At 61.1% G+C, this 22,186-nt stretch carries 22 protein-coding genes and 2 pseudogenes; 4 read left to right on the plus strand and 20 right to left on the minus strand.

Annotation, left to right across the window (positions count from 1 at the left end; all coding sequences use genetic code 11):
* Positions 1–14 precede the first annotated feature (14 nt).
* From I6I72_RS13645 to I6I72_RS13980, 3 genes and pseudogenes are all read right to left on the minus strand, one after another.
* Entirely contained in the window at positions 15–881 is an 867-nt protein-coding gene (locus I6I72_RS13645; protein WP_080970016.1) for a GNAT family N-acetyltransferase, read from the minus strand.
* Between the two features lie 66 nt (positions 882–947).
* A complete protein-coding gene (guaA, locus tag I6I72_RS04465; protein ID WP_046646758.1) occupies positions 948–2,522 on the minus strand; it encodes a glutamine-hydrolyzing GMP synthase in 1,575 nt (524 codons plus the stop codon).
* Positions 2,523–2,791: 269 nt separating this feature from the next.
* Positions 2,792–2,908 (minus strand): annotated as a pseudogene (locus I6I72_RS13980) (LysR family transcriptional regulator); the annotation flags it as partial.
* A 74-nt stretch (positions 2,909–2,982) separates the two neighbouring features.
* Between I6I72_RS13980 and I6I72_RS04475 the strand changes: the two are divergent.
* Positions 2,983–3,888, plus strand: a complete 906-nt coding sequence (locus tag I6I72_RS04475; RefSeq protein ID WP_049166704.1) for an EamA family transporter — start codon at positions 2,983–2,985, stop codon at positions 3,886–3,888.
* Here the strand turns inward: I6I72_RS04475 and I6I72_RS04480 are convergent.
* Together I6I72_RS04480 and guaB are read right to left on the minus strand one after the other, a co-directional pair.
* Positions 3,885–5,021, minus strand: coding sequence for a GuaB3 family IMP dehydrogenase-related protein (locus I6I72_RS04480; protein WP_049152208.1), 1,137 nt, complete (start codon positions 5,019–5,021; stop codon positions 3,885–3,887). The two genes, I6I72_RS04475 and I6I72_RS04480, sit on opposite strands and share 4 nt — an antisense overlap.
* Positions 5,022–5,045: 24 nt before the next feature.
* Entirely contained in the window at positions 5,046–6,566 is a 1,521-nt protein-coding gene (guaB, locus tag I6I72_RS04485; protein ID WP_005527889.1) for an IMP dehydrogenase, read from the minus strand.
* A gap of 161 nt (positions 6,567–6,727) precedes the next feature.
* Between guaB and I6I72_RS04490 the strand changes: the two genes are divergently transcribed.
* Positions 6,728–7,099 carry a DUF5319 domain-containing protein gene (locus I6I72_RS04490; protein ID WP_034656536.1) on the plus strand — a complete coding sequence of 124 codons (372 nt, stop codon included), beginning with the start codon at positions 6,728–6,730 and terminating at the stop codon, positions 7,097–7,099.
* Positions 7,100–7,158: 59 nt separating this feature from the next.
* On the opposite strand, the gene I6I72_RS04495 is transcribed toward I6I72_RS04490, so the two are convergent.
* Positions 7,159–7,950 (minus strand): hypothetical protein, encoded by a 792-nt coding sequence (locus I6I72_RS04495; RefSeq protein WP_049064325.1) that lies wholly within the window; start codon positions 7,948–7,950, stop codon positions 7,159–7,161.
* Positions 7,951–7,998: 48 nt separating this feature from the next.
* Complete coding sequence (locus tag I6I72_RS04500) at positions 7,999–8,562, minus strand: sigma-70 family RNA polymerase sigma factor (protein ID WP_201807533.1); 564 nt, start codon at positions 8,560–8,562, stop codon at positions 7,999–8,001.
* A 367-nt stretch (positions 8,563–8,929) separates the two neighbouring features.
* On the opposite strand from I6I72_RS04500, the gene I6I72_RS04505 reads away from it, so the two are divergent.
* Entirely contained in the window at positions 8,930–9,229 is a 300-nt protein-coding gene (locus I6I72_RS04505; RefSeq protein ID WP_034656535.1) for a WhiB family transcriptional regulator, read from the plus strand.
* Between the two features lie 107 nt (positions 9,230–9,336).
* Here the strand turns inward: I6I72_RS04505 and I6I72_RS04510 are convergent.
* From I6I72_RS04510 to glmS, 13 genes and pseudogenes are all read right to left on the minus strand, one after another.
* A pseudogene (locus I6I72_RS04510) lies at positions 9,337–10,167 on the minus strand (hypothetical protein); the annotation flags it as partial.
* Positions 10,059–10,286, minus strand: a complete 228-nt coding sequence (locus tag I6I72_RS13985) for an nSTAND1 domain-containing NTPase (RefSeq protein WP_129721122.1) — start codon at positions 10,284–10,286, stop codon at positions 10,059–10,061. The pseudogene I6I72_RS04510 and the gene I6I72_RS13985, both read right to left, overlap by 109 nt.
* A gap of 58 nt (positions 10,287–10,344) precedes the next feature.
* On the minus strand, positions 10,345–11,961 hold the full coding sequence (gene groL / locus I6I72_RS04515; RefSeq protein WP_005527873.1) for a chaperonin GroEL: 1,617 nt from the start codon (positions 11,959–11,961) through the stop codon (positions 10,345–10,347).
* 22 nt (positions 11,962–11,983) lie between these two features.
* The gene (groES, locus tag I6I72_RS04520; protein WP_180298343.1) at positions 11,984–12,286 is read right to left on the minus strand and encodes a co-chaperone GroES; all 303 of its coding nucleotides are present in this window, start codon (positions 12,284–12,286) and stop codon (positions 11,984–11,986) included.
* Between the two features lie 249 nt (positions 12,287–12,535).
* Positions 12,536–12,964, minus strand: coding sequence for a hypothetical protein (locus I6I72_RS04525; RefSeq protein ID WP_005527869.1), 429 nt, complete (start codon positions 12,962–12,964; stop codon positions 12,536–12,538).
* A gap of 105 nt (positions 12,965–13,069) precedes the next feature.
* Positions 13,070–14,125, minus strand: coding sequence for a tRNA (adenosine(37)-N6)-threonylcarbamoyltransferase complex transferase subunit TsaD (gene tsaD, locus I6I72_RS04530; RefSeq protein WP_201807546.1), 1,056 nt, complete (start codon positions 14,123–14,125; stop codon positions 13,070–13,072).
* Positions 14,122–14,598: a ribosomal protein S18-alanine N-acetyltransferase gene (gene rimI / locus I6I72_RS04535; RefSeq protein WP_005527865.1), complete on the minus strand. Its 477-nt coding sequence runs from the start codon at positions 14,596–14,598 to the stop codon at positions 14,122–14,124. The genes tsaD and rimI overlap by 4 nt, the downstream gene beginning before the upstream one ends.
* Positions 14,595–15,263, minus strand: coding sequence for a tRNA (adenosine(37)-N6)-threonylcarbamoyltransferase complex dimerization subunit type 1 TsaB (gene tsaB / locus I6I72_RS04540; protein WP_201807557.1), 669 nt, complete (start codon positions 15,261–15,263; stop codon positions 14,595–14,597). The genes rimI and tsaB overlap by 4 nt, the downstream gene beginning before the upstream one ends.
* Positions 15,263–15,730 (minus strand): hypothetical protein, encoded by a 468-nt coding sequence (locus I6I72_RS04545; protein WP_201807560.1) that lies wholly within the window; start codon positions 15,728–15,730, stop codon positions 15,263–15,265. Before I6I72_RS04545 ends, tsaB begins: the two co-directional genes overlap by 1 nt.
* A 106-nt stretch (positions 15,731–15,836) precedes the next feature.
* The gene (locus tag I6I72_RS04550) at positions 15,837–17,429 is read right to left on the minus strand and encodes an aspartate:alanine exchanger family transporter (RefSeq protein ID WP_049064336.1); all 1,593 of its coding nucleotides are present in this window, start codon (positions 17,427–17,429) and stop codon (positions 15,837–15,839) included.
* Positions 17,430–17,894, minus strand: coding sequence for a tRNA (adenosine(37)-N6)-threonylcarbamoyltransferase complex ATPase subunit type 1 TsaE (gene tsaE / locus I6I72_RS04555; protein WP_005527859.1), 465 nt, complete (start codon positions 17,892–17,894; stop codon positions 17,430–17,432). It lies immediately after the preceding gene.
* On the minus strand, positions 17,891–18,982 hold the full coding sequence (alr, locus tag I6I72_RS04560) for an alanine racemase (protein WP_046646772.1): 1,092 nt from the start codon (positions 18,980–18,982) through the stop codon (positions 17,891–17,893). Before alr ends, tsaE begins: the two co-directional genes overlap by 4 nt.
* A 128-nt stretch (positions 18,983–19,110) precedes the next feature.
* On the minus strand, positions 19,111–20,982 hold the full coding sequence (glmS, locus tag I6I72_RS04565) for a glutamine--fructose-6-phosphate transaminase (isomerizing) (protein WP_201807577.1): 1,872 nt from the start codon (positions 20,980–20,982) through the stop codon (positions 19,111–19,113).
* Positions 20,983–21,300: 318 nt separating this feature from the next.
* Here glmS and I6I72_RS04570 point away from each other — a divergent pair, with 318 nt between their 5' ends.
* On the plus strand, positions 21,301–22,131 hold the full coding sequence (locus I6I72_RS04570) for a dienelactone hydrolase family protein (RefSeq protein ID WP_100087888.1): 831 nt from the start codon (positions 21,301–21,303) through the stop codon (positions 22,129–22,131).
* The last annotated feature ends 55 nt before the right edge of the window (positions 22,132–22,186 follow it).

The raw sequence follows: 22,186 nt of genomic DNA on the forward strand, positions 1-22,186 counted from the left end.
CGGCATGCCGCTTTCTAAAAAGACAGTCGCATCTGGTGCCAGACCACGCCGCCGTGAGTCGAGGCGCTCGTGCCTTCGTCGACGAATCCGAGCCGCGCGTAGAACCCGACGAGCTCGTCCTTGCACGTGGGCACCAGGCCGGCGCGGCCGCGTGCGCGGGAATCCGCGATGGCGCGATCGAGGACGCGGGTGGCCAGACCCTCGCCGCGGCGGACTGGGTCCGTGATGACCGAAAAGATCATCTGCCACGCGCCGTCGGGCTCGTGCGCGGCGGCGTCGGCGTACATATCGTCGGTGAGGTCGCGGCGGTTCGTTGCGAAGCCGCTCACGGCGGCAACGATGCCGGAGTCCTCGCGCAGGACCCAAAAGCATTCCGGGAATGCGGCCAAACGCGCGGCGACCTGCACGGGCGCGGCGACCTGCACGGGCGGGAAGCACACGTCCTCGAGCCGGGCGAGCGCCGGGGCGTCCGCGGGATGAGCACGGGTGATGGGCTGGCCGAGCACTGCGACGAGGGCGATGCGCTGGGCGACGACGAGGGAGGCATCGGAAAGCGGGTGCTCGCCCCAGAAGTCCGCATGGGCGGCGCGCCAGGCGGCGACATCGGTAAAGCCCTCGCCCTCGGCGCGGGCGAAGTCAGCGTCGATGTCGCCAAACGCGCGCAGCTCGACGTCGGTGGTGCGCAGGACCGCGACGGGCGCACCCGCGGAGTCGAGGAGGATCTCGCCCTCGCCCACGCGCGGCAGAGGCTCGTCGCCGTACGCGGCGTAGAGAGAGGACGTTGCGGTCTTTGCGCCAGCAAGGATGGCAGCGACGAGCTCGTCGCGCAGCGGGCCGGGCAGGCCATACTCGCCCTGGGCGAAGCCGTTGAATTCGGCCATGGCAGCAGTCTAAAACGCGCGCAGCGCCCCGCCGGAGTTCGGCGAGGCGCTGCGGGGTAGGCGGGATTATTCCCACTCGATGGTTCCTGGCGGCTTGGAGGTGCAATCCAAGACCACTCGGTTAACGTCCTTGACCTCGTTGGTGATACGGGTGGAGATCTTCTCCAACACATCGTACGGCAGGCGGGTCCAGTCTGCGGTCATGGCATCCTCAGAAGATACCGGGCGCAGCACGATTGGGTGGCCGTAGGTGCGGCCGTCGCCCTGAACGCCGACGGAGCGGACGTCGGCAAGCAGTACCACCGGGCACTGCCAGATCTCGCCGTCCAGGCCAGCGGCAGTCAGCTCGGTACGCGCGATGAGGTCTGCCGCGCGCAAGGTCTCCAAACGCTCTTCAGTAACCTCGCCGATAATGCGGATGCCCAGGCCCGGGCCCGGGAACGGCTGGCGCGCCACGATTTCCTCGGGCAAGCCCAGCTCGCGGCCCACGGCGCGCACCTCGTCCTTGAACAGCAGGCGCAGCGGCTCGACGAGCTCAAACTCGACGTCGTCAGGCAGGCCGCCCACGTTGTGGTGGGACTTGATGTTCGCCGTACCGTCACCGCCGCCGGACTCCACGACGTCCGGGTACAGCGTGCCCTGGACCAGGAAGTCAACGGAGGAACCTGCGGGGGCGTCGTTAAGCACGCCTGCAACAGCACGCTCGAAGGAGCGGATGAACTCCGCACCGATTGCCTTGCGCTTGGCCTCCGGCTCGGTAACGCCGGCGAGCTTGGCAAGGAACGCCTCGCGTTCGTCTGCGGTGACGAGCTTTGCGCCTGTCGACGCCACGAAGTCCTTCTCCACCTGCTCACGCTCACCCGCGCGCAGCAGACCGTGGTCCACAAAGACACAGGTCAGACGGTCGCCGATGGCACGCTGCACGAGCGCGGCAGCCACAGCAGAATCCACACCGCCGGACAGACCGCAAATAGCGCGACCTTCAGGACCAACCTGCTTCTGGATATCAGCGATGAGCTGCTCCGCAATGTTGTCTGCGGTCCAGTTCTGCTCGAGGCCTGCAACCTCGGTGAGGAAGCGGGTGAGCACTTCCTGGCCGTGCGGAGAGTGCAGAACCTCAGGGTGGTACTGCACGCCCGCCATGCGCTTGGCGACGCACTCGAAAGCCGCCACCGGCGCACCCGCCGAGGAGGCAGTGACCTCGAAGCCTTCCGGAGCCTTGGAGACAGAGTCGCCGTGGGACATCCACACCTTGTGTGTAGCCTCGAGGCCCTGATGCAGGACGCCGCCGGAAACGTTGACGTCGGTGCGGCCGTATTCACGGGAGCCAGTCGACGCCACGGTACCGCCAAGCGCCTGGGTCATAGCCTGGAAGCCGTAGCAGATGCCAAAGACCGGGATGCCCAGCTCAAGCAGCTCGGGTTTCAGAGAAGGAGCGCCATCCTCATAGACAGAAGACGGACCGCCGGAAAGAATCAGAGCGACCGGATTCTTGGCCTTGATTTCTTCCACGGTGGCAGAGTTAGGAACAACCTCGGAGTAGATGTTGGCCTCACGGACGCGACGTGCGATGAGCTGCGCGTACTGAGCACCAAAGTCCACAACGAGGACTGGACGCGGAGTAGTGGTTGGGTTAGTCACGCGCTACAGTTTAGCCCATTGAACCGCCTTTAAATACGGGGTACCCCAGTTCGTTGTGGGAAGCGGTGGCCGCTACACTTCGGGCTCTGGCGCGCGGACGAGCGCGTGCTGCGTTACCGTGGCTAAAGCGGCGCGGAATGCTGCCAGACCGGGGTGGGATTCGCGGCCGGAGCGGACTGCTGTGTATAGCGTGCGGGTGCTATTTCCAGGTAGGTCCAGCACGCGGACGCTGCCGAGATTTGGCAGGAACAGCCGCGGCACGATCGCCACTGCGCGAGTTGCTGCGAGATAGCGGAGTGGGTGTACTGCAAAGCTTCCGCCACTGCGGTTACGGTTCCGAGGCGTTGCAGCTCAAAAAGCACGCGGAGGCGATGCAAATCCAACATTGCAGTTTTCCTTACAGGTACATGTCAAAAAGTGTAGATAGACTAACAGTTTGCCTCTGCCGCACAATATGGGCATGACAAATCCTCTCGCTATCTTGTGCGTCATCGGATCCTGCATCTCCCTGCAGCTCGGTGCGGCGCTCGCAGTGCAGCTTTTCGACGACGGCGGCACCTGGGGCACCGCTGCCCTGCGCCTGCTGATGGCGGCGGCCGTCCTGCTACTCATCAGCCGGCCAAAGGTGCGCACCTGGGGCCGCGAGCAGTGGCTCACCGCAGCTGCGCTCGGTCTCTCGCTGGGCATGATGAACGGCTTCTTCTACGCGGCCATCGCGCGCATCCCTATCGGCCCAGCGGTGACCATCGAGTTCATCGGCCCGCTGCTGCTGGCGGCGTTTTTATCGCGTTCGCTTCGCGACGCCGTCTGCGTCGCCCTCGCCGTCTTCGGCCTCGGCCTGCTGGGCTGGGATTCGCTGACCGGCGAGCCGCTTGACCCCGTCGGCGTCGGGCTCGTGCTGGTCGCCGGTGCTTGTTGGGCTGCCTATATCTTGGCCTCGAAGAAAGCAGGAAGCCTGTTTTCCGGCCAAGACGGCCTAGCGGTCGCGCTAACAATCGGCGGCATCGCCCTGCTGCCGATGGGCGGCCAAGGCGCCGTGGTGCTCGTCTCCGATTCCCATCTGCTGCTGCTTGCTTTCGGCACGGGTCTGCTCGCCTCGCTCATCCCCTACTCCCTGGAAATCACAGCTCTGCGAAGCCTCAACCCCAACGTCTTTTCCATCCTCGTGGCACTCGAGCCGGTGTTTGCCGCTTTCTTCGGCTGGCTGCTGCTGTCGCAGAACCTCAGTCCGTTGAAGCTGCTGGCCATCGCGCTGGTTATCATGGCCTCGGTACTACAGACGATGGTGCCTGCCCGCGGCACAAAACCGAAACTGCGACGGGTGCCGTGGAAGGCACGCCGCCGCAGTCGGGCAAAGGTCGGTTAGCGTACTGCCAGGCCAACCTTCTGGAATGACTTCAAGTCCGTGTAGCCGCACTTGGCCATCGCACGCTGGAGTCCACCGACCAGGTTCAGCTGGCCGTGCGGCTCATTAGACGGGCCGTGCAAGATGACCTCGAGCGAAACCTGCTCCGGCTCCGACAACGGCGCGTATCCTGCCGCGATGAGGTCCATGTCCGCAGCCTCGATAACGCCGCGCGGGAAGCGTGGGTGCCCTGCGGTCGAAGGCCAGTAGTAGCCCTTTCCGCCTGCCTCTGCAGCGCGGGCCAAAACCGGACCCAAGACCACAGAATCAGCACCGCACGCGATCGCCTTGGCGATGTCTGCGGAGGTGAAGATGTCGCCGTCGGCAAGCACGTGCACGTAGCGGCCGCCGGTCTCGTCGAGGTAGTCGCGGCGAGCGGCAGCGACGTCAGCGATGGTGGTGGCCATGGGTACATCAATACCCACGGTCTCCGCGTTGGTGTTAACGCCCGAGCCCACGATGATGCCGGCAGCGCCAGCACGCATCAGGTGCAACGCAGTGGTGTAATCCGCCACGCCGCCAGCGATAACCGGCGTATCGATGGAACCGATGAACTCCTTCAAGTTCAGCGGCTCACCGCCCTGCTGCACGTGCTCCGCAGAAATCAACGTGCCCTGAATAAACAGAATCTCCGCGCCGGCCTTGATGACCACCGGCGCCAATTCCCGCGCGCGCTGCGGCGACACACGCACCGCCACGGTCACGCCGGAGTCACGCACCTGTGCGATGCGCTCTGCCAACAGCTCCTCATTCAGCGGCGCTGCATGCAGCTCCTGCAGCGTGGAAAGGTCAAAAGGATTCTCGGTGACCTTCGCCAAGGCTTCCTCTAGGTCCGCGTGACGGCCCCACAGACCCTCCGCGTTGATGACGCCCAAGCCTCCCTGCTTGCCCATCTCGATGACGAACTCCAGCGTGGACAAAGCGTCAGTGGGGTGCGATACCAACGGGATGTCGAAGGTATAAGCGTCGATGTTCCAGGTGGTGTCGACGTCCTTCGACGAGCGGGTACGGCGGGTAGGGACCAAAGAGATCTGATCAAGATCGTAAGTACGGCGTGCCTCACGGCCGATACCGATTTCAACGTAATCGCGCATGTTCTCTTTCCTCGAAAGATTCGTTTAGCGGTAGTTCGGAGCTTCGATGATCTGCTGCAGGTGGTGCGGGTGAGATTCCTTCAGGCCCGCCGCGGTGATCTGGACGAAGCTCTTGGTCTTCAGCTCCTCGAGGGTGGCCGAACCGGTGTAGCCCATGGAAGCGCGCAGGCCACCGATGAGCTGGTGCACGATGGCATCGATGTCACCGCGGAAAGGAACGCGACCCTCGACGCCCTCTGGAACCAGCTTGTCCTCGCTCTTAACGTCGGCCTGGAAGTAGCGGTCCTTGGAGTAGGAGCGCTTCTCGCCGCTCAGACCACGGCCTTGCATAGCGCCCATGGAGCCCATGCCGCGGTAGCGCTTGTACTGCTTGCCCTGGACCACGACGATATCGCCAGGTGCCTCGGTGGTGCCTGCGAACATGGAGCCCAGCATGACGGTGTCGGCACCAGCGGCCAATGCCTTGGCGACGTCGCCGGAGTACTGCATGCCGCCATCTCCAATGACCGGCACGCCAGCTGGACCAGCCACTGCCGCAGCTTCCATGATGGCGGTGATCTGCGGAGCACCGACGCCCGCGACGACGCGGGTGGTGCAGATGGAGCCTGGGCCGATGCCAACCTTGATAGCGTCCGCGCCGGCCTCAATCATGGCCTTCGCCGCCTCGCGGGTAGCGAGGTTGCCGCCCACGACATCGACCTTGGAGCCGAAGTCCTTCTGTACACGGGAAACCATCTCCAGCACGCGGTTGTTGTGCGCGTGAGCGGAGTCGACGACGAGGACGTCAACGCCGGCGTCGACAAGCGCGCCTGCACGAGCATAGGATTCCTCACCCGTGCCGATACCCGCTGCCACCAGCAGGCGTCCGGAGGAATCCTTGGAGGAGTTAGGGAACTGCTCGGTCTTTACGAAGTCCTTGACGGTGATGAGGCCGACGAGCTTGTTGTCATCATCGACGATAGGCAGCTTCTCCACCTTGTTGGAGGACAGCAGCGCGAGCGCCTCTTCCTTGGCCACGCCTTCCTTAGCCACGACCAGCGGCATCGGGGTCATAATCTCGGAAACCTTGCGGCCGAAGTCCGGCTCGAAGCGCATGTCGCGGTTGGTGCAAATACCCACCAGGGTGCCGTTAGCGTCTACAACCGGCAGGCCAGAAATGCGGAAACGAGCGCACAGCTCGTCTACTTCCTGGATGGTCATGTCCGGGGTTGCGGTAACTGGGTCAGTAACCATGCCGGACTCGGAGCGCTTAACGATCTCGACCTGGGTGGCCTGGTCCTCAGTGGACAGGTTGCGGTGCAGGACGCCAATACCACCCTGACGTGCCATGGCGATAGCCATACGGGCCTCGGTAACGGTATCCATAGCAGCGGAAACCAGTGGCACACCAAGACGGATGTTTCGGGTGAACTGCGCCGAGGTGTCCACCTCGGACGGAACGATGTTGGATTCTGCCGGCAAAAGCAAAACGTCGTCGAAGGTCAAGCCGTAGAGGGCTACCTTGTTTGGGTCGTCGCCACCAGTACGAACGTGGTAATCGCTCATGAGTTAAGGGCACTCCTTAAAGGCCAAGAGGGGTTTCGCGGTAACCACAACCTTAGTGCTTTAAGCGCGCGAAATGGTAGCCGGGCGTCCGAGTACCTGCACCTAATGAATTCTGGCGAATAAATTGCCTAAAGGGGGTGCGACTTAATAGGCTCGCAAAGGTGAACTTCTTCGCCAATATGCCACGCGACCCATTCGCTGACGATCCCAACGACCCGGCTTCCTTCCTGGAGGAGGACGAGCAGGTCATGCCGCTTTCCGAGGACGAGCGTCTGGCTATCATCCACGACCTCGCCTTGGTCCAAGAATTTGCCCGGGTGCTGGGCCCGCGGGGAATCGATGGCATCTTCTTCCTCTGCGAAGACTGCGAGGAGAACCACTTCTACGAGTGGGACATCATGGCTGCAAACATGCGCGCCACCCTGGCCGGCGAGCTCGCCCCGGTCCACGAGCCGGGCGCTGAGCCCGACCCCACCCGCTACGTCCCATGGGACTACGCCCTGGGTTACATGGACGGCCTCGACGGCCGCTAATGCGCTTGGCTACGCCACCAAAAAATCCCTAGCTCCTTTTCGGAAGCTAGGGATTTTTCTTACCGCTGGGTTTGCACCGGCGCTAGGTTATTGCCGTTGCCTTTATCTGTACCTTCGCCGTTATCTTCACTCGGTTCCGTCTGGCCCTCGGTGGGCTGCAGGGGGTTCTGCGGCGCGGAGCTCGTCACAACGACTGTCGAGGTCAAGGTCTGATATTCGGTCACCGTTACCGGGGCTGGCCCTGGGTTGGTTGCCGGAGCATCCTTCTCAACGGTCTCAGTCGAGGTCACGGTAGTACGCGGGGCGGGGGCAGGAGCTGGTTTGTCGTCTGCGCTTTCCTTGGAGGAGCGAGCGTTATCCATAATGCGGCGTGCTGCTTCCAGCAGTTCGCGGGTACCGTTCAAATCTCCCTCAGCGGAGCGACGTTCCATTTCCTCGAGGGTAGTTGCAAGCTCGACCACGGAGGCGTCGTCAGTGCCGAACAGCGACTGATTGACTCCGTATAGGGGCGAAGCCGGGCCTGCGTTATACACGGCCGTACCAGCACCAGCAATGACCAACGTGGCCGCCGCAGCACCAATAAGACCATTGACGAGAGGACGCGAACGACGACGCTTGCGGGCCGCAGCCAAGGAGATTACCTCCGGCTCCAGCTCGGCGCCCTCGATGATAGGGGCAGGCGGCATTTGCCGCTCGACGTCCTCACGCAGCTCGAGGAAGAGAGCAGCCAGCTCATCTTCACCAGCGGAAGGGTCCTGTCCTTGAGAAAGGCTGGTCAGGAATGCGTCATCATCGACCAAGGGCTGTAGCTGCTCAGCAACGCTGTGAGTAGGCTCTTTCTTCTTTGCCATGATGCCCCCTTCCTTGAATGAGATATATGTAATAGAGACACGCTTGTACTATGCGGCGGGACCGCCGATAGCCTTACGCAATTGCGACAATGCCCGATGTTGTGCGACGCGAACAGCGCCGGGAGTAGAACCCACGATCTCTGCGGTTTCTTCTGCCGACAGGCCCACGAACACACGCAAAATAATAATGCTTCGAGCTTTGTCACTTAATGTATCGAGCAACTCACGCACTCTGTTACTACCGTCTGCTACCAGCGCTGTTTCCTCTGGATTTGCCTCTTTGGTAGCGCCTTCCGGCACCTCTTCGGTGGGGTTAGACTGATCGCGTCCCATTGCCCGGTGTGCATCCGTGACTTTGTTGAATGCGATGCCGTAGACATAAGCCATAAACGGCCGTCCTTTGTCCTCGTACGAGCCGATGGACGTGGCTACGGCGAGGCAAATTTCTTGGGTAACGTCCTCGGGCGTGGGTTGGCGGCCACCTCCGATGCGAGCACGGCAGTAACGCAGCACCTGAGGGTGAATGATCCGCATGATGCTTTGGAGTGCGCGAAGATTTCCGTCAATTGCAAGCGGAACGAGGTCCGCTAGCTCTTTATCGGTATCGCTCACTGTTCATCCTTGGTGGTAGTTTCCGCGTTCTGACACGCGGCCAATGGCTGCAATTTTGGCATATGCACGCCAATTTGCCCGAACCGCGAGGGTAAAGCTCCCCACTAACCTAAACCAAATTAGCCCTTTTGGGTGGATATTTTCGCTTCATTCCCCGGCGCGCCGAAAGTTCATAAACCGTTAATCTTGCCGGTTCACACAGGTCAAAGGGATAAAATCTCGGATCGTTTTCGCAAGTCCATATGCTGGAAAGGAACCGGTAACCAACCGTTTACCACTACGGTCAAGACTTCTTAATCGTCTTATCCATGCAAGTGCGCACCATATTCAAGCGCTTTGGATACCACCCCACAAAGGAGTTTTGAACGTGTCTCAGCCTCATTCGCTTCCCGGCCCCAATGCGGATTTTTGGGATTGGCAGCTACAGGGCGCCTGCCGCGGAGAGAATTCGGACGTGTTTTATCACCCAGACGGGGAACGCGGAAGGGCTCGCGCCCAGCGTGAAAACCGCGCGAAAGCCATCTGCAACTCGTGCCCAGTTCTCGAGCTGTGCCGCGAGCACGCCCTTCGTTCCGCTGAGCCTTATGGCGTGTGGGGCGGCATGAGCGAGTCTGAGCGCGTTGTCGCGCTGCGCACTCGCCAATCGCGCGCCACCGTCACCGCCTAAGCCACGCATTCAGCCAAGTATCTGCTGGTCAGGGGCTCTTTTTGCGCAACGAGTTCGCGCGGCGAGCTAGAGGCGCTGACGCTCTCCGCCGGAAAGCGTATTAAGCTGCGGCCCTCGCACACCTCGCAGGGCACGTCGACGCAGCCCATGAAGCCGAACTCCACGTAGATCACGCCGGTGCCATTGCAGTTCGGGCACGCACCCTCCGAGTTGGCGGAAAACAGCGCGGGCTTCACCGTATTATCCGGGGTGGAATTGGCTTTGGCGAAGGCCTTACGGATGGAGTCCAGCGCTCCCGTATACGTCGCCGGGTTAGAGCGGCGCGAGCCCTTGATGGGGGGTTTGGTCCACGAAGAGCGTGCGCTTTACGACGTCCTCCGGCAGACACGCCAGCAGCGAAGACTTGCCCAAGCCCGCAACGCCGGTGATGGCACTGAGCACGCCAAGCGGGATGTCGACGTCGACCCCTTCATGTGTTTCTGCAGGCTGTCTTTGTCCTTGGAGAGGACGGAGGACTGCAAGCGCACAATGAGGCCTTGGTAGCTCATATTGATGCCGATGATTTTGGTCTTGACATCGCTCAAGTAGTACAGGGCATGCTTCTGTTCGTCGGTGAAATCACGCACCGGCTTATCCGCAGGATAAAGGCCAGATTCTGCATATGCTTTCCATAGTCAGGAATCGATCTTGATGCCTGGGTAAAGGATGGCACCGTCGTTGATGCTCAGCGACTCGTCCACGACCTGAGTGAGGTCAATCTGCGACGCGCGGCCGGTTCCTTCGCAGGTGGGGCAGATGCCGCCAGTGCGCTCAAAGCGGCGTATCTCTTTCACGCCGTTGACCTCGATGGCACCCTGGCCAGCTGCGGAGGGAACGTTGAATGAGTAAGCCGCTGGGACTCTGCGGCGATGGTTCCGAATACGAGAGAGGACTTGCCGGAACCAGAAACGCCGGTGAAGACGGTGAGTTTCTGCTTAGTGATGTCGACGCTTATCTCTTTGAGATTATTATCGCGCGCCGGAAACGCGGATGAATTCTTGGTTGTGCACCTAGCCATCCTAAGCCGAAACCCCGGGCCTCCACGTGGGAGACCCGGGGTGATTCGCGGCTAAAAATTAGTGGTGATGGCCGTGGGAAGCAGCGGGAGCTTCTTCCTCAGCTGGCTTTTCCACTACGGATGCCTCGGTGGTCAGAACCATGCGGGCAACAGAGGTGGCGTTAACCACTGCGGAGTGGGTGACCTTAACTGGGTCGATGATGCCCTGCTCCAGCAGGTTGCCGTACTCCAAGGTGGCGGCGTTGAAGCCGTGGCCGTTCTCGAGTGCCGAAACGTGGTCAACGATGACGGAACCGTCCAGTCCAGCGTTCTGCGCAATCCAGTAAGCCGGGCGGGTCAGCGCGCGGGATACGGAGAGCACACCGGTCTTGGCCTCGCCCTCGAACTCCTCGGCAAATTTTTCCAGTTCCTTGGAGATCTGCACGAGTGCGGAACCGCCGCCTGCGATGACGCCCTCATCGACGGCCGCGCGGGCAGCGTTGATGGCATCCTCGACGCGCAGCTTGCGCTCGTTGACCTCGGTCTCGGTAGCAGCGCCGACGCGGATGACGGCCACGCCGCCGGACAGCTTAGCCAGACGCTCCTCGAGCTTCTCACGGTCCCAGGTGGAATCGGTGCGCTCGATTTCGCGGCGCAGCTGCTCGCGACGCTCCTGCACTGCCTCAGCGGAGCCAGCACCGTCGACGATGACGGTGTCTTCCTTGGACACGGTCACGCGGCGCGCAGAGCCCAGCACCTCGAGGCCAACCTCGTTCAAGTTGATGCCTACCTCCGGGTCCACAACGGTGGCGCCGGTGACAACAGCCAGGTCATCCATGAAGCCCTTGCGGCGCTCGCCGAAGTACGGGGCCTTCACTGCGGCAACCTTGAGCACCTTGCGGATGGAGTTAACAACGAGCGCCTGCAGCGGCTCGCCTTCCACATCTTCCGCGATGATCAAGGTAGGACGCGACGACTCAGCAATCTTCTCCAGCAGCGGCAGGAAGTCCGGTAGAGAGGAAATCTTGTTGCGCACGAGAAGGATGGCGGCGTCGTCAAGCACTGCGTTGTAGGTCTCCTCCTCCGTAGCGAAGTACGGAGAAAGGTAGCCCTTGTCGAAGGAAATGCCCTCAGTAACGTCCACGGAGGACTCGATGGACTGGGACTCCTCGACGGTTACAACGCCGTCCTTGCCCACCTTGTCCATAGCGCCGGCGACCATCTCGCCGACCTCTGGGTCACGGGAGGAAACGGTTGCCACCTGCGCGATTTCCGACGCCGAGTTCACCGGCGTTGCGCGCTTCATCAGCTCTTCGACGGTTTTTTCCGCCGCCGCGGCGATACCGCGGTTCAGCTCAATTGGGTTGGCACCAGCGGCAACGTTGCGCAGGCCCTCGAAGATGAGTGCCTGAGCGAGCAAGGTTGCGGTGGTGGTGCCGTCACCGGCGATGTCGTTGGTCTTGACGGCCACGGACTTCACCAGCTGCGCGCCGAGGTTCTCGAAAGGATCCTCTACGTCGATATCGCGGGCGATGGTGACGCCGTCATTGGTGACGGTCGGGCCACCAAAGGCCTTGGAGAGCACGACGTTGCGGCCGCGTGGGCCGAGGGTGACCTTGACGGCGTCGGCAAGCGTGTCGACGCCGCGCTGGATGCCCTCGCGCGCTTCCTGGTCGAATGCAATGAGTTTTGCCATAGGGTTTTCGCCTACTTCTCGGTTACTTTTCGATGACAGCGAGCAGGTCGCGTGCGGACAGCAGGAGGTACTCCTGGCCGTCGTACTTCAGCTCAGTGCCGCCGTACTTGGAGAAGATGACGGTGTCGCCTTCCTTAACGTCAAGGGCGATGCGCTCGTCTCCGTCCTCATTCCAACGGCCCGGGCCTACGGCTACGACGGTAGCCTCCTGCGGCTTTTCCTTTGCAGAGTCTGGGATAACAAGACCAGAAGCGGTGGTGGTCTCAGCCTCGACGATCTGAACGAGGACCTTGTCCTCCAGCGGCTTGATGTTTGCCATGATGATTCCTCCGTATGAAATCTTTGCCTGCCCCACGGTTCGTGGCGGAGCGGGAAGTTAGTTGTATGTGCCGGTTGTGGATGTCCAGCACAGCCGTCGTCGCGGGTGAACAACTGTGGGTCAAACAACCTTCCTAGCACTCTACCCTCGCGACTGCTAGCCCTCAACAAACACCGGACGCGCGCCGTTCGCCCTTAGCGAATATACGAAAAGCCCCGCCTAAGCGGGGCAGATTCGGAATGCGGAGTGCGGAACTTAGACCGACTTGTCGGAATTAATTACCGCTGCGCGCCACAGGTTGTACTCCTCCGGGAAATCCTCACGGTAGTTGCGCACCGCGCGGATGCCGTTCTCGACGGCGTCGATGACGGCATCAAAGTTGTCGGACTCGCCATCCGCCTCGACGAAGATGACCGGGCCGGAAATCGCACGGATTGGGTCCTGCAGGAATGCAGAGTTGCCGGTGTCGGCTGCATTGCGAGCCAGGGAGGCAACCGGGTTCGGTTCCGCGCCCTCCGCCTTGGCCTGTGGGTTAAAGAGTGCTGCGTAGGTGGAACCGTCGTCCTGGAAGACTACGGAAACGCGATCCTCGGTAGCACCACCGAGGAACTGGTTGGCATGCTCAAGCTCGAACTCGATCTTGCGGCGGGTCAGATCAGGGTTGACAAGAAAACCGGTGGTCATGGCGGATGAGAGCTCCTTTTAAAGCCAAGTGGGCAGTATCGGATCTGCAGATTACCGCCGGTTTCACCACCCCGCATCCGGAGGAAGGCAAACTTTAGGTGAACGTTAGCGCGCAGCCGCTTCGACCAACGGAACTTCCACCTCAAGCTGAGTATCCGTACCGCACGCCAAGCCGGAAGGCTCGGCGCCCTCGTGAATCAGCTGCGCCGCCACAGCCGCAATCATCACGCCGTTGTCCGTGCACAGCTTGAAACGCGGCACCCGCAACTCAATGCCCGCCGACTCGCAGCGCTTGGCTGCAAGCGCACGTAACCGCGAGTTCGCAGCCACACCGCCGCCCAGCAGCAACACCTTCGCGCCGGTGTCCTGGCACGCCCGGATGGCCTTGGCCGTCAGCACGTCCGCCACGGCCTCTTGGAAGGAGGCGCACACGTCCTCGATGGAGACCACGCAGCCTTCCTTCTCCGCCTTTTCCACGTAACGCGCCACGGCCGTCTTCAGCCCTGAGAAGGAGAAGTCATGGCGGTGCTCGCCGCGCAGATCCTCCGCACGCGACAAACCGCGCGGGAAGTCGATAGTGGCCTCTCCCTGCGCCGCCAGCTTGTCAATCACCGGGCCACCCGGGTAGCCCAGTCCCAGCAGGCGGGAGACTTTGTCGTAGGCCTCGCCGGCGGCGTCGTCAAGCGTGGAGCCCAGCTCCTTCATCGGCTTGCCCACGGCCTGCACCTCGAGCAGCTGAGTATGCCCGCCGGAGACCAGCAAGGCCACCGCATGCGGCAACTCCTCCCCTTCCAAGTTCGCCACCGCCACGTGACCGCCCAAGTGGTTCACGCCGTAGAAAGGCACGCCCCACGCCGCAGCATAGGCCTTCGCCGCGGAAGCGCCCACGAGCAGCGCGCCCGCAAGCCCCGGCCCTACCGTCGCGGCGACGGCGTCCGGCTTAGAAATGCCCGCCTCGTCCAAGGCTGCGCGCATCACCTGCGGCATCGCCTCGAGGTGCGCACGCGAAGCAATCTCGGGCACCACGCCACCGAAACGTGCGTGCTGTTCCATCGAGGAAGCCACGGCATCGGCGAGGATTTCCATATGCCCATCTGCGGAAAGCTCGATGATGCCCACCCCGGTCTCGTCGCAAGAAGACTCGATTCCTAGGATTTTCACTTCGCGGTCCTTTCACTTGAGCGCGGCCGAAACATGGTGTGCGCGTCTGCGCCAGAAGGTTGATAGTAATTGCGGCGGATGCCGGTTTTGATGAAACCGTAGGCTTCGTACAGACCAATTGCTGGGTCGTTGCCCACGCGAACTTCAAGGAAGACCGGCGCGTTCTTCAGATCTGCGATGTAGACGATGTTGTCCATCATCATTCGCCCTACCCCGCGGCGTTGCGCGGCAGGGTCGACGCCGATGGTGTGAATCTCGAATTCCGGGTCTGCCGCGGGCCCCATCATTCCGATTCCGGCATAGCCCACGAGCGTGTGGGTCTCCTCGTCCTCTACGCCGAGATAAAACGTGTGCGGCTGGGCAATTTCCTGCACGAACGCCGCCGCTGGCCACGGGCTTTCGCCCGGAAAGAGCACGATTTCTAGCTCTGCGCAGCGGGGCGCGTCTGCCGCGGTGAGTTCGCGGAGTTTCACAGGTTGAACCCGGCGACGTCAGGAAGCGCGGCGGAGCGTGGCTTCGGCTTCGGCGGAACCGCGTCAGGCCGGCGCAGGTAGAGCGGGGTCAGCGGCTCCGGAGCGGCATCCAGGTTGGCTACAGCCACCAGGCCCGCCGGGCGTGGGTTCGCCGCGGTGTGCGGCAGGTTCTGCAGCTCTTCGGGAAGCTTTGCCACGAGGTTATCCGGGATGATTACGGCGTCCACGGCGACCTGAATCTCCGCAGGCTTGACGACGTCCGGCCCCTCCACGCGCTGCCCATCCTCATAGGTTGCCCAGTAGATTTCCTTGCGGCGGGCATCGGTGGCCACGAGGGTGCGGCCCTGTGCTGCTGCCGACGCCGCGATGGCATCATGTGTGCAGACTCCGTGGACCGGAATGGAAAGGGCGTCGCCAAGCGCAGATGCGGTGGCCATGCCCACGCGCAAGCCGGTGAACGGCCCCGGACCGCAACCGACCACGATGGCGTCAAGGTCCGGGTAAGTCAGCGACGTGGTCTGCAGCAGCTCCTCAACCGTGGGGATGAGCTGCTCGTTGTGCGCGCGGGTGTCAGTCAGGATGCGCTCAGTGACTGCACCGGTTTCGGTATCCACCACGCCGGTCACGAGATCAGTGGTGGCGGTATCAATGGCGAGGACGCGCATTAGGCGGCCAGCTTCCAGGTCTCGCCTTCCTTGACGAACGGGAGAATGCTCTGAGTCGAAGCAGGCTGCAGCGGCTGGCCCGTTGGGCACAGGTCAATCTTCTCGCGGTTGAGCTTTTCTGCATAGAACTTGTTTGGGCCGCCAATAGCTACGAAGTAATTGGTGTTCTTGTCCACGTCTTCGGTGATGCCCAAATCTTCTGCATTGATGCCGTAGATTTCCTTGATTTCGGACTTCTTGGTGTCAGCGCAGATAGTGGTCATGCCCTGCCACTTGTGGCCCAGGACCTCGCTTGGGACAACGGCGCTGACGCTGAGGTTGGTTTTGTCGAGAGACGAAATTGCACTTTCCAGGGTGCGCTCCACTGGCGGCTGCTCACGCATGTTGGACAGTGCAATCATGGCGCCCAAGGCGATGATGAACAGGCCGATGAGGAAAGTGGTGATGAATTGACCGAATTTGGTCATAATGAAAGCGCTCCTTGCACGTCACGGGTAGTTGACCCCGCTAATCCTACAAGAAGCGCCTGGAAGGTTAGCCATCCGGTAGCCGCCGCACCGTGCGTCTTTGCTCCTAGACCAGCAGCAGCGCGAGCACCTGGCAGACCAGAATCTTGCCGATCATCGATGTGGGATAGACCGTGGCGTATCCCCTTTCCGCGAGTTGGGTGCCGGTTTGCGGGTTAAGGTAGGCCATGATGGCCGGGTTTGTGGTCATGCCGGCGACGACGCCCATGGCCTCGTCAAATTTCAGCTTGAACAGGAGCATGCTGCCCGCAGCCAGGCCGAGTGCCGAAATGAGAGTCAGCGCTAGGCCGACGCCGATGTAGATGAGGGAGGAAGGATCGGAAAGCGCGGCGCGGAAGCTACCGCCAGCCGAGGTACCGACACCGGCCAGGAAGAGCGTGAGTCCCAATGTGGACAGAGTCTGCTTCGCGTGGAAAGGCAGTTGCCAGTTGATAGGGCCGGAACGTCCGACAGCGCCGAGGATAAGGCCCATAACAATGGGGCCACCGCCGAAGCCAAGGCTCAAAGTGGTGCCGCCCGGCAGCGGGATTGGAATAGCGCCGAGGGCGAGGCCGAGGAAGAGCCCGAGGGCAAACGGCAGGAGGTCTACGTTGCCGAGCTTGGACTCAGAGTCGCCGAGGTAGCGGCGGACGTCGTCAAGGCGGCCTGGCGCGGTGATGACGCGGACACGGTCGGAATAGTTAAGCACCATCTCGGGCGCAGGGACCACGTCGGAGTCGCCTTTGCGCACGCGGGCGATGATGAAACCCTTGTCCTCGGTGTTGAGCTCATCAATAGTGCGGCCGGCGACCTCGGGATTGGAGACGGTGACGCGGCGGTAGACCAGACCATCTTCCTCGTGCAGGTTCACGTAGATCTCTTCGCCGAGTACGGCGATGGCCTTGTCGATTGCCTCATCAGTGCCGTTGACGATAATCTCCATGCCTTTGCGCAGCGGCAGCTCCGGGTAGGCCAAGTTGTGGTCGTGCGGGTTGTTGATGTGGCGGGTTGCGATGATGCGTTCGCCAGTGATGGCGGAAAGATCGTCGATTGTTCCCTCAAAGTCGCGGCCCAAACGCACGCCCTTCCATTCGAGGGGCGCGGCGATCATGCCTTCGGCTTTGGCGTCGTCGATGTGGTTAACCTTCAGCAGCTTCGCCCCGATGGCGGCAACGATGATGGTGCCGATGACGCAGCCCGGGTAAGTCAGCGAGTAGCCGACCACAGGCGTGGAATCGCCGCCTAAAGCTTCGACGGCCGCGGCCATACCCGGCGTCGAGGAGATAGAACCTGCGAGGGTACCGACCGCGATAGCCGGATTTAGGTCGAATGCATGCAAGAAGCCAATCGTGACGCCTGCCAAGATCAGCAACATTATGACGATGAGCAGAGATAACTTCCAACCGCGGGACAGGAAGTCGCGGAAGAAAGACTGGCCAAAGTTCAGGCCGATGACGTACACGAAGAGCGCCAGGCCGAACTGATACACAAAGGGCGGAATTGCGATGTCCGGATTCGCCGTGGAAAGACCCAGAGCCACGAACATCGCGGCAGCGGCGCCCAAGGAGACGCCCCAGGCGCTTACCTTGCCGACAGCCAAACCTACCGCCATGATGAGAAAAAGTGTCAGGAGAGGTTGTTCAGCAAGGAAGGTCAGCATTTAGTTCACCCAATTCCAAGTGATGACTCGAGTGTCATCATCACGTTCGCGGTTGATGTTGATGAAGAGATAAGCCTCCGACAGCTGGTCCATGAATCCGCCGCCCCATTCGGCAACGACTACAGCGTCTTCGAGCTCGGTATCTAAGTCTAGGGCGTCGAGCTCACCAAGAGGATCTTCCGAATGATCCAATAGCCGGTAAGCATCAACATGCACCAAGGACGGTCCGCCCACCAAGGAGCGATGTTCACGGGCGATCACAAAGGTGGGTGAGGTTACCCTGCCTTTGACCTGCATCCCCTCGGCAATTCCCTGCGTAAGGGTGGTTTTTCCCGCGCCCAGAGGACCGTCAAGAATCACCAAATCTCCAGCTTCCAACACTGCACCGAGCTCTTTTCCGAACTCGCGGGCTGCGTCAGCGGTGGCAATTTCGCGGGTTCCCGAGTGGGAAAAATCACCGATCATTTCCGAATTCCCCCTTCATATTTCCGAACGGAACGTCCGGTCGGACGGCAGATCACTTCGTAGTTGATGGTTCCGGCGGCGTCGGCAAGCGCAGTTGCGCTCATGCCGCCCACCCCGAAAATAATGGCTTCATCGCCCTGTTGCACGCCATACTCGTTATCGCCAAGGTCCACCACAATCTGATCCATGCACACGCGACCCACCTGCGGGTAGAGCTTGCCGCCGATACCCACGCGCAACTTGCCCTGGAAATCGCGCGGCAGTCCATCCGCGTAACCACACGGAACCGTGGCCAAGAACCCACGCTTTTCTGCATGCCAGGTTTGGCCATAGCTGGTCGCCTCCCCAGCCTCGATGGGTTTTACATTCACAATCGACGCCGCCCATGTCATCGCAGGCTTCAACCCATGGTCGCGCCCGGGAATAGGCTCAAGCCCGTAACACGCAAGGCCTGGGCGCACGAGCTCGAAGTAAGCAGAGGGACGGTCCAGCACAGCCGGGGAATTGGCCAAGTGGTTGATAGGACACTCAAGGCCAGCAGCGCGTGCGCGCTCAATTGCGCGGCGGAAAGTCGCTTCCTGCTCATCATTGAAAGGATTATCGGGCTCGTCGGCACAAGCAAAGTGGGACATGAGGCCCAAGACCTCGATTTGCGGGGCATCGCGAAGCAGCGCGAAGACCTCGTCCCAATCAGACTCGTCGACGCCGGAGCGATGCAGGCCCGTCTCCACCTTGATGTACACCTTCGCGGCGACTTCCGTCTCCACTAGGCAGCGCGCGTGGGTGAGCGAGGGCACGCCGATGTGGATGCGGCAAGCCAGTGCTTCCGCTACCTCGTCCGTAGAATCCCAAATCCAAGCCGCGATGGGCTGATCGATGCCGCTGCGGCGCAGCTCGACGGCTTCATCAAGGGTGGCGACGCCAAAAGCATCCGCGCCTGCCGCCGCCATGACGGGCGCTACTTCCTTGACGCCATGCCCATAAGCGTCAGCCTTCACCACGCACATGAGCTGCGCGGGCGCCACCTTCTCCTTCAACAAAGAGACATTGTGAGCGATGGCATCAAGGTCGATTCTGGTTCGAAGCATGGGTCTATTGTGCCACTGGGCCCAAGCGCAATCGCCTCCGACTCCTGAAAATGCGGACCCGTCAATAATTAAGGCCGGGATTCCACGCACAACGGTGGAATCCCAGCCTTAAAAGTAGCGCTACTCGCCTACTCGACAGTGACGGACTTAGCCAGGTTACGCGGCTGATCGACGTCGTAGCCCTTGGCCGTGGCCACGCCACAAGCAAAGATCTGCAGCGGAACCGTAGCCAGCAACGGCTGCATCAGCGTCGGAGACTGCGGAATGCGGATGACGTGGTTAGCGTATGCCTCCACTGCCTCGTCGCCCTCCTCAGCGATAACGATGGTGATGGCACCGCGGGCGCGGATCTCCTGAATGTTGGAGACGACCTTGGCGTGCAGGGAGTCACGCCCGCGCGGAGACGGCACGATGACGAAGACCGGCTGGCCCTCCTCGATCAGCGCAATCGGGCCGTGCTTGAGCTCGCCTGCGGCAAAGCCCTCAGCGTGCAGGTAAGCAATCTCCTTGAGCTTGAGCGCGCCCTCGAGCGCTACTGGGAAGCCAACGTGGCGGCCCAGGAAGAGGACGGAGTCAGAACCCTGCATCGAGACGGCAAGGTCGTAGACCTGCTTCTCATTGTCGATGACCTTCTGCACTTTGTCCGGCATGTCACGCAGTTCCTGCAGAACAGCGTTGACCTCGTCGGCGAACATGTTGCCGCGCAGCTGTGCAAGATAGAGACCGAGCAGGTAGGTGGCGGTGATCTGCGCCAGGAAGGCCTTGGTGGAAGCCACGGCGATTTCCGGACCAGCGTGGGTGTAGAGCGCAGCATCTGCCTCGCGCGGGATGGAGGAACCCTGGGTGTTACAGATAGCGATCACCTTGGCACCTTGCTGGCGTGCGTGACGCACAGCCATCAAGGTATCCATGGTCTCACCGGACTGAGACAGAGCAACGACGAGCGTCTTCTCGTTCACAATCGGATCGCGGTAGCGGAACTCGTGCGCGAGCTCGACCTCGGTTGGGATACGGCACCAGTGCTCGATGGCGTAGCGTGCAACGTGGCCAGCGTAAGCCGCAGTACCGCAGGCGATGACGATGATCTTGTCGATGGACTTCAAAATTGATTCATCGATGCGGACTTCGTCCAAAGTCAGCTTGCCCTGCTCGTCGAAACGGCCCAAAAGAGTGTCACGCACGGCAGCTGGCTGGTCGTGGATTTCCTTCTCCATGAAGGAGTTGAAGCCGCCCTTTTCTGCAGCAGCAGCGTCCCACAGGATCTCGAATGGCTTGCCCTGTTCCGGGTTGCCTGCGTAATCGGTGATGACAACCTCGTCAGCGGTGATGGTGACAACCTGGTCGTTTTCCATCTCCACTGCGGACTTGGTGTAGTCAATGAAGCCGGAGACGTCAGAGCCCAAGAAGTTCTCGCCCTCGCCCAGACCGATAACCAACGGCGAGTCGCGGCGGGCAGCCACGATGCGGTCGGGCTGCTCGGCGTGAATAGCCAACAGAGTGAACGCGCCCTCGAGGCGCTGGCCGGTCAGCTGCATTGCCTTGGTAAGGTCCTGGCCAGCTTCGTTGTGGAAAATGTCTCCCAGAAGCGTTGCTGCAACCTCAGTATCCGTCTCAGAAACAAAGTTGTAGCCCTTAGCAGCCAGCTCAGTCTTCAGCTCAGCGAAGTTCTCAATGATGCCGTTGTGCACGACTGCCAGCTTGCCACCATCAACGACGTGCGGGTGAGCGTTCAGGTCCGTCGGGCCACCGTGGGTTGCCCAACGAGTATGACCGATGCCCAAGACAGAGTCCTTCAACGGACGAGCTGCGATTTCGGCGTCGAGCGCCGCAACCTTGCCTGCCTTCTTGCGCCAACCGATTTCACCATCGGCGTACATCGCGACACCAGCGGAGTCATAACCTCGGTATTCAAGGCGGCGAAGACCCTCGAGCACGACGTCCATGGCGTAGTATTCACGGTCATCAGCGCAGTGACCTACATATCCAACAATTCCACACATAGGCTTAAATCTTACCCCATAAGAACCGCGCCGTTATCTTCTCAATCTGCGTGTAATAAACCCCCTAAAAGCAGAAGAAAAGCCCCAGCTAGACCGTCCTTTAAGACAATTCGGACTGGGACTACCCTGCGCGTTTAGAAACATTCCGTTTTGTTTGCTTCTATTGGTTGAAGTTTGCCAATGACAAGATTCACGCATTCTTTGCACGCTTTGCGCTTGACGACGCCCCTTTTTTTTCGCAACGCTGCACAAGCCCCACGCAGCCTTTCGCGGCGCTTATCCACCGCCCAAAGGCGTTCTTCCTCTATTCTGGAATGCGTGTCTGCGAATCTAAAGAAGCATCTAGGAACTCTGTCCAAGCGCGGCCCGCACCGCGTTCTCGTCGGCGACCTTTCTTACGCCGGTATTAACGGCAAGGTTTATACCCCGGCTGAGGGAAAAGGCCTGCCTGCTGTGGCATTCGCCCATGATTGGACCAAGAAGGTCAAGAACTACCATGCCACGCTGCGCCACTTGGCAAGCTGGGGAATCGTTGTAGTCGCTCCAGATACGGAAACCGGCCTAGCGCCAAATCACCGCAACTTGGCGGCAGATTTGGAGTCTTCGCTGCAAATTGCTGCGGGTGTAAAGCTGGGAACCGGCAAGATTGCGGTTTCTCCGTCCAAGCTTGGCGTAGTGGGCCATGGCATGGGTGGCGGCGTCGCTGCCTTGACTGCGGTTGATAACCCGAAGGTTCGCGCCGTTGCTGCGATTTATCCAGCGGATACTGCGCCTTCTTCCTACGCGGCAGCCCGCTCGATTACCGCCCCAGCACTGATCTTGGGCTCTGAGCGTGAGGATTTGTTCCGCGCCGGTAACCCGGCCGAGCTGGCAAACAACTGGGGCGGCAAGGTCGCCTACCGCGAGCTCGCCAAGGGAACACAGGCTGGTTTCACTGAGGATCGCTTGGTCAAGCTAGCCGTCGGCTCGGGCGTGTTCCAGGCTGGAGCGACCGAAACGGCACGGGCATTAGTAACCGGTTTCCTGCTTTCCACTCTGGCCGGCGAGTCTAAGTACGACGACTTCGCTGAAGCTGACGCCACCGCCAAGGGCGTTACGAGCTACTTCGGTGAAGAGCTAGCCCAAAAGGCAGGCATCCACCGCGGCTAAAAGGACAGCTAAACGGCCACTGAAATGCCACAGACACCACGCCGGTGCCTAGCTA

Source organism: Corynebacterium striatum, assembly GCF_016728105.1.
Lineage (GTDB): Bacteria > Actinomycetota > Actinomycetes > Mycobacteriales > Mycobacteriaceae > Corynebacterium > Corynebacterium striatum.

Coding starts and splice junctions, on each gene's coding strand:
- I6I72_RS13645 (WP_080970016.1), bottom strand. CDS start 881: ATGGCCGAATTCAACGGCTTCGCCCAGGGCGAGTATGGCCTGCCCGGC.
- groL (WP_005527873.1), bottom strand. CDS start 11,961: ATGGCAAAACTCATTGCATTCGACCAGGAAGCGCGCGAGGGCATCCAG.
- I6I72_RS04525 (WP_005527869.1), bottom strand. CDS start 12,964: ATGACCACCGGTTTTCTTGTCAACCCTGATCTGACCCGCCGCAAGATC.
- I6I72_RS04475 (WP_049166704.1), top strand. CDS start 2,983: ATGACAAATCCTCTCGCTATCTTGTGCGTCATCGGATCCTGCATCTCC.
- tsaB (WP_201807557.1), bottom strand. CDS start 15,263: ATGCGCGTCCTCGCCATTGATACCGCCACCACTGATCTCGTGACCGGC.
- guaB (WP_005527889.1), bottom strand. CDS start 6,566: ATGAGCGATTACCACGTTCGTACTGGTGGCGACGACCCAAACAAGGTA.
- I6I72_RS04550 (WP_049064336.1), bottom strand. CDS start 17,429: ATGCTGACCTTCCTTGCTGAACAACCTCTCCTGACACTTTTTCTCATC.
- I6I72_RS13985 (WP_129721122.1), bottom strand. CDS start 10,286: ATGGCTAGGTGCACAACCAAGAATTCATCCGCGTTTCCGGCGCGCGAT.
- tsaE (WP_005527859.1), bottom strand. CDS start 17,894: ATGATCGGTGATTTTTCCCACTCGGGAACCCGCGAAATTGCCACCGCT.
- I6I72_RS04480 (WP_049152208.1), bottom strand. CDS start 5,021: ATGCGCGATTACGTTGAAATCGGTATCGGCCGTGAGGCACGCCGTACT.
- glmS (WP_201807577.1), bottom strand. CDS start 20,982: ATGTGTGGAATTGTTGGATATGTAGGTCACTGCGCTGATGACCGTGAA.
- I6I72_RS04495 (WP_049064325.1), bottom strand. CDS start 7,950: ATGGCAAAGAAGAAAGAGCCTACTCACAGCGTTGCTGAGCAGCTACAG.
- I6I72_RS04545 (WP_201807560.1), bottom strand. CDS start 15,730: ATGACCAAATTCGGTCAATTCATCACCACTTTCCTCATCGGCCTGTTC.
- alr (WP_046646772.1), bottom strand. CDS start 18,982: ATGCTTCGAACCAGAATCGACCTTGATGCCATCGCTCACAATGTCTCT.